The sequence below is a fragment of the Calditrichota bacterium genome (assembly GCA_013152715.1).
In the GTDB taxonomy this organism is placed as follows: domain Bacteria; phylum Zhuqueibacterota; class Zhuqueibacteria; order Thermofontimicrobiales; family Thermofontimicrobiaceae; genus 4484-87.
Window position 1 is genome coordinate 21,482 of sequence record JAADFU010000063.1, and the last position, 6,985, is coordinate 28,466.

The 6,985-nt window shown below is 42.8% G+C and carries 6 protein-coding genes; 3 read left to right on the plus strand and 3 right to left on the minus strand.

Translation table 11 applies throughout. The features are described from left to right. The first annotated feature begins 270 nt into the window (after positions 1-270). From GXO74_05130 to GXO74_05140, 3 genes are all read left to right on the plus strand, one after another. Entirely contained in the window at positions 271-2,499 is a 2,229-nt protein-coding gene (locus tag GXO74_05130) for an inorganic phosphate transporter (GenBank protein NOZ61042.1), read from the plus strand. 283 nt (positions 2,500-2,782) lie between these two features. Next, complete coding sequence (locus GXO74_05135) at positions 2,783-3,949, plus strand: hypothetical protein (protein NOZ61043.1); 1,167 nt, start codon at positions 2,783-2,785, stop codon at positions 3,947-3,949. 4 nt (positions 3,950-3,953) lie between these two features. After that, entirely contained in the window at positions 3,954-4,619 is a 666-nt protein-coding gene (locus tag GXO74_05140) for a hypothetical protein (GenBank protein ID NOZ61044.1), read from the plus strand. Positions 4,620-4,741: 122 nt separating this feature from the next. Here the strand turns inward: GXO74_05140 and GXO74_05145 are convergent, their stop codons facing one another. From GXO74_05145 to GXO74_05155, 3 genes are all read right to left on the minus strand, one after another. Continuing rightward, positions 4,742-5,674: a hypothetical protein gene (locus GXO74_05145; protein ID NOZ61045.1), complete on the minus strand. Its 933-nt coding sequence runs from the start codon at positions 5,672-5,674 to the stop codon at positions 4,742-4,744. Positions 5,675-5,799: 125 nt separating this feature from the next. Beyond that, entirely contained in the window at positions 5,800-6,003 is a 204-nt protein-coding gene (locus GXO74_05150; GenBank protein ID NOZ61046.1) for a dodecin domain-containing protein, read from the minus strand. A 178-nt stretch (positions 6,004-6,181) separates the two neighbouring features. Continuing rightward, entirely contained in the window at positions 6,182-6,424 is a 243-nt protein-coding gene (locus tag GXO74_05155; GenBank protein NOZ61047.1) for a hypothetical protein, read from the minus strand. Positions 6,425-6,985: the final 561 nt, after the last annotated feature.

A 6,985-nucleotide genomic window follows, 5' to 3' on the forward strand; every position in this document is an offset into this window, starting at 1 on the left:
TCAAATTAAATTTTTGGAGAAAAAATAACCGCGGCGATCTGTCTGCCGCGCTCTGTCGGTTTTTTTATCTTCAATTTTCCGGAGCCACAAATGGCGCTGATCACATTCGCTCACCATGCGCCATTTTTTTCACGCTGTAACATGGATGTAACATAAAATTTCTAATTTGGGCGGCGTTAATGAAAGGAGCATCATACTTTTTACTCATTTGACATTGCTCAGTATCTTGAATTATCGTCTCGAATGGTAATTTAATAAAGGAGAAAACTTGTGGAATTTTATGTATTCATTCTTGTAATCTTATTCGCTACCGCCATAGCCGACCTTGTCGTGGGAGTTTCCAATGATGCGGTAAATTTTTTAAATTCTGCCATCGGCTCAAAAGTAGCTAAACGAAGCACAATTTTAGCCGTAGCGGCTGTTGGCGTTTTGATTGGTACGACTTTCTCCAGCGGCATGATGGAGGTTGCCAGAAAGGGAATTTTCAATCCGGAATATTATGTGATGCATGAGGTAATGATAATCTTTCTGGCAGTGATGTTGACTGATATTTTGCTCCTTGATCTTTACAATACTTTTTCATTACCCACATCAACAACGGTCTCCATTGTTTTTGAAATTTTTGGCGGCGCATTTGCCATCGCTTTAATAAAAATAATAAAAAGCGGCGATCGATTAGAAAATGTCTTTGCTTTCATTAACACCAAAAATGTCATCACGATTATTGCCGGCATCGGTCTTTCGGTCGTTTTTGCTTTTATTTTTGGCTCCATTATTCAATTTTTCACGCGTCTCATTTTTACTTTTAATTATGAAAAACAATTCAAGCGTTTTGGCGGAATTTTTTCGGGAATGACTCTGACTATCATTGGCTTCTTTATCTTTCTCAAAGGCGGGAAAGGTTCTTCGCTGGTGACGCCCGAAGCCAAAATGTGGATGATGATGCATTTGAAAGAATTCTTTTTGATCAGTCTGGTTTTCTGGACGATATTCTGGCAATTTATAATTTCATTTACCAAAGTTAATGCGTTGAAACTAATGGTGTTAATCGGCACTTTGTCTCTTGCGCTGGCATTTGCCGCCAATGATTTGGTGAACTTCATCGGCGCGCCGTTAGGAGCATTGAGCGCCTACCAGATTGGCGTTGCTGCGCACGCAGATCCCATGACAATTACTATGGAGGCGCTAAAAAATCCTGTGCGCGCCAACACGTTGATTCTGCTTTTTGCCGGCTTGATTATGGTGGTAACTCTCTGGAAATCACGCAAGGCCAGATCTGTCACAAAAACCGAAGTGAACCTGGGCCGTCAGGATGAGGGCGTCGAAAGATTTGAATCATCGGGCCTGGCAAGAGGAATTGTCGGCATCGCCATTGCGACGGGTGATTTGATGAAAAAAATTATCCCGAATAGCTCGCTACAGGCAATCAGTAGGCGCATCAATCCGGCGCAATTTAAACCAGCACCTGCTGAAGACGGAGAATTGCCGGCGTTCGACCTGTTGCGTGCCTCAGTAAATTTGATGGTTGCGACAGCTCTCGTTTCATTCGGCACAGCGCTGAAATTACCGCTTTCCACTACTTTTGTGACTTTTATGGTGGCAATGTCCACGTCATTTGCGGATAAGTCCTGGGGAAGGGACAGCGCGGTTTATCGAGTAAATGGCGTTCTTACTGTTCTCGGCGGCTGGTTTGTGACAGCGTTCATTGCGTTCACTACGTGTTTTGCTTTTTCAATTTTCATTTATTACGTGAAATTGCCGGCGATCATTTTGCTTATTGGCTTTGGTTTTTATTTTATGTATCGTTCTACAAAAGTTCATCGCGAACGAGAAGAAGAATATGAACGGCGTCAGGGCGAAATTGCCTATCGAACAAACGGCACGATTACGCCGGACAAGCTTGTAAGCAGATTGAATGAATATATTCAGACTGCCACGCAAACGATCGCTAGCTGTTACAATGGATTGATTAGCAACAACAGAAGACAACTAAAAAATGCCAGGAAGCAGGCTCAATTAATAGAAGCAGATTATGACTCCATCGTTGGGGACATTTTTCAATGTCTGAAAAATAATGTTGGTGAAGGCAGGGCGACCAAAACAGATTACGCCAGAATAATGGGCGCGCTCCAAGTGATATCTGCGAATCTGACGTCGCTCACAAGAAATAGTCTCTCGCACGTCGAAAATCATCATCGCCCACCGGATGAAGAACAGGCAGCAGAACTCAAAGAGATGAATGAAGTTTTTAGAAGTTTTGTGAATGACGCACATGAAATTATCGAGAAAAAACAAACAGCCAAAGTGGATCATATTGCACAAAAATTAAAAGATCTCAAAGCAAACGTCCACGAGCTCGACCGGAATCAAGTAGATCGCATTAAATCCGGTAAGGCGCGGACGAGGCAAAGCTTATTGTTTCTGAGTGTCCTGGTAAAAGTCGAGCGAGTGGCGGAACAAGTTTACAATTTAGCTTATTTGTCAACAACTTTATTTTGACGCGTGTTGTTCAGATATTTTTCATTCTATGTTACAGGTGAAAAATATTCATTAGCCGGGTATTCCCGGAAGTAATACCCGGTTTTTTTTAAGCATTTTGCTGCATAAAAAAAAGCGCCCTGCTTCCCAAATTTATGAGTTCATTTTCAGAAAAAAATCAGAAAGGTGTTGAATTTGTAAAGTTTTTTTCGTATTTTGCCCTCGCTTAATATTTTGTGATTTTCATCACATTGATATTTGTGAATATTTTTTTGAGCGCTAATGTTCATCAACGAGGACGCAAATGGATCAAAATGAAAAAGGCTTTATTAACAACCGCAAGCGCAGCCGGTTCATTGAATATCTTCGAAAATCTGACGGAAAACCTTTCCGCCGGATAGTTGAAAGAATTGGCCAGGTTTTTTTCCTTTTTGTTCTTCTTTATATTTTCATTCTCAGCATCACCATGTTGGGGGCTTCGTTCAAATTGTTCGGCAAAGGTTTTGCCGAGCAATTGCTGAGCACGACGTCTAATCCGCTGGTGGGACTTGTGATTGGAATTTTAGCGACGAGTGTCATCCAGAGTTCTTCGACAACGACGTCGATTGTTGTCGGCATGGTTGGCGTCGGCGCGCTTTCGATTTCCAACGCCATTCCCATCATCATGGGCGCGAACATCGGGACTTCGGTCACTAACACCATCGTTTCCCTCGGCCATATTTCTATCAGCGAAGAATTTGAACGCGCTTTCTCCAGCGCGATTGTGCATGATTTTTTTAATATCATGGCCGTTTTGATTTTATTCCCTCTGCAATATTTTACAGATTTTCTTGGACACTCCGCCCGATTTTTAGCAGATGCATTTCAACATGCCGGCGGTCTGGAGGCGATTAGTCCGATCAAGCTGGTTACTAAACCTGTGGTGCACGAGGTTTCTCATTTGTCGGGAGACAATGGCATAATTCTCCTCGTCCTCGCACTCATTTTGTTATTCATTTCATTGCGTTACATCACAAAAGTCGTCAAAAAATTGATCATCGGCAGGGTGGAAGTTTTCTTCGATAAAGTGATTTTCAGGAACGCGCTTATCAGCCTGTTATTTGGCTTGATTTTGACTTCCATCGTGCAGAGCAGTTCGATTACGACCTCATTGATTGTGCCGCTGGTCGGCGCGGGAATTTTGACGCTGGAGCAGATTTTCCCCTACACGCTGGGCGCGAATATCGGCACCACAGTGACGGCGATTTTGGCGTCGCTGGCGACAGCCAATATCGCAGCGGTAACGGTGGCATTTGCCCATTTGTTGTTCAATGTTTTCGGTACAATAATGATTTTTCCGTTCCAGTTTGTCCCCATCAAACTGGCGAGAACCATGGCAAAATTAACACTGAAAAGCAAGTTATACCCTGTTTTTTATATTTTGATAGTTTTCTTTCTGATACCGTTTTTAATCATATTCTTTTTGAGGTGAGCCTATGTTAAAAGAGTTGCAGCAATTGTTTCGCAGAAAAAATCTGATTGAAGAAGCCATGGACGCATCGCTGGAGATGCTCCGCGACGATGGGGAGATGTTCACCGAATCGGTGAAATCCTTGCGCGAATCTGACACCGGAGAATTGTCGCTTAATATTGAAGAGAAAGATGTAAAAATAAATGAATACGAGCGGGACGTCCGCAAAAAAGTTTTGACCCATCTGGCGGTCAGCGATGTGTCCGATTTAAATCCGGGCTTGATTTTAATAAGCATTGTCATCGACATTGAGCGCATCGGAGATTACACGAAAAATATCGTGGATTTGGCGCAAAATCATCCCGGGCGGTTGGAAGTGAAAAAGTGGGAAGAAGAAGTAAAATCCATTGAAGAAATTATTTCGCGGAACTTTGGTGTTTTGATTCAGGCTTTTCAGGACGGAGAAGTCGCGCCCGCCAAAATTTTGCTCAACGAACTCTGGAAAGTGAAAAAACAATGCGATCGCATTAACATGACTCTTCTGAAATCTGAAGATTTGGATTTCAAACCTAATGACGCAGTGGCATTTGCTTTGTACATGCGCTATCTGAAGCGCGTCGCCGGTCACATGATGAACATCGCCACCAGTTTGGTCAATCCGTTCCATCGAATCGGATATCGCAGCGAATGAAAATGAAGAAAGACATTGCAGAAGTTTAAGCCAGGCTGCTGTTGACTATTGATGTTAAAGCCCGAGAAATCCATCGGGCTTTTTTGTTGGAATTTTGAAAAATGGTTTGAGCTTTGTGGCTGTCATCTGTGAACAAATATCTCCGGGACATACAGTTTTTTCGACAGCACAAAATCATCAAAAAAGATGTATTCGTCTTTCACGGGTTTGTATTTCTCCGAGTTGCCGCCGAAGAAAGTCGAAAAATACATCGTGTCGATGAGCAGATCATTTTTTTTGCAAGTTTTGTCGCGAAATTCAAGACCGCGCACATCCAGCACCAGTTCGCCGTTGAGCCACGATTGGACAACGCCGTCGCTGTTGCCGATGTGGTTGACCTTGACGCGCGTGGCGACGTGGTACCACACGCCGGGTTTGATTTTGACGCGATTTTTCTCGACAATTTTTTTGTCAAATTTCCCCTTTTTTAACGTGACCGTTTTCGGGCGGTGCGTCCAGAAAAGCACCTGTCCGTATTTGCCGGGCTGATCTTTGTGGTAGACGTAATTTTTGAGTGTGTTCCCAGGTCCCCAGTGAATGCGGCTGCTCCAGCCGTCGTGGCCGTTGGGTTTGTCTCCGCCGGTGTTGCACTTTCCGCCGCAGAGGCCGTGCAATTTTCCTCCGGCGCGAAACACGAAATCCGGCGCAAATTTCACCCAAAAGCTCAGGTACAAATCTTCGTGTTTGCCAAAATTTTTCCACTCCCAGGAAGCGCCCGATGCCATGGAACGCAGGCTGCCTTTGGGATATTTGACGCGAATGACTTTGCCGTGCTCGCTCTTGGTGTCCACAATTTTCACGCGCGCTGACGGGAAAAATGTGCCCAGAGAAAGCATGGTGCCAAAATCGGATTGCAGATCGAACGGCGAATAGTTGTTGTCGATTTTGTGATTTTCAAAATTTATTCTGCCGATGATTTCCGCCTTGCCCCTGCGCTTGATTCGCCGTTGCGCCGGCGAAGTCGTGGCTATCGCTAAAAAGATTACCGCGATGAGAAAAATGATTTTTGTCCGCATGGTTAAAATGTTTGTCCGTTGCTTTGATATTTTTCCAATGGGGAAAATAAAAAGAATTCGCAGCCGGTCGTTGAACGGACGGGCTGCAAATTTTGCTCCCCAGCGAAGTTTTTCGCCAAAATAGATCAGTCAGTCAACACGAAGGTGACTTTCATCGTGACGCGGAATTCTTTAATTTTTCCGTCTTCGACTTTCACTTTCTGTTCTTTGATCCAGGCGCCCTGAACGTTTTTCAGCGTTTTGTTCGCGCGCTCGACGCCGGTGCGGATGGCATCTTCAAAACTTTTTGTTGAGGATGCGGTGATTTCTGTTACTTTTGCTACAGTCATTTTGACCTCCAATATTTGATGATGGAAATGAAAACCGCGACTATATGTTAAAAGATGTTCGTAACCGCTTTAAGATTCTTAAATTTCAGAATTTTTTTAAAATCCCGTCCTCTTGTAATTTCGCCATGAGCTTTTTGGTTATGGATTTTGCGATAATGTCATTCCCGTCCCTGAAGTCTCATTCGATATTTGCTTGCCAAATTCTTTTTTGCGTTTCAGCGTCAAAGATGTTTGAATCTAACAGAACACCTGCAACAAAAGCCCGACTGTACAATCTATCGAGCAACACGCCCGCCTCTTGAAAAGTTAAAACAATATCCGGTGAAAATATTTTAATCAATTCATCTATTTTGACTTCAGATTCATCCAACTCCACGCCGGAATAAGTGAAAAAGTCAACAGTTACATTATTCTTCTCCAAAGCTAATTTCTAATTTTCAGCAAGGTAATCATTGAAAGATTTGCCGGTATTGTTAATTTTCTCGGGCAGAATTTGTGAATCCTTTTGGAAACATTCGTAGTCGTGGCGCAGACACAAAGCAGAAGTAAAAAAAAAGCACAAGTAGCGTTGAGAGATTTCTGCTTATTTTTGAAATGCTGATATTATTCATTTTGCACCGTTTGTAAAATGATACAAGTATTTTTTGTAACCGTTAGTAATCTTTGAACCCCCTCAGTTAGAGTTAAGCGCAATGAGAAATTGTCAAAAAAGTAGTTGAAGCACGGGGAATCCAAAATTATATTTAAATGAATTTATTTGAATTTAATTTTGGTGAAAGCTACCTCCGATAAGCGTTTGAAGGGCAGACAATAAAATCTGTCAAAACCGTTTCCCGAAATCCAAGTCAGATGCTAAAAATGCGTTGGTCAAAGAACTTTTTTTCGAAATTCACACACTTTTTCGAACAAGGACACTTTTTTCTCTTGTCGCAGACCCGCCTTTGGAGGGACTTTTAAGGACAAATATGTGTTATGCGCCAAT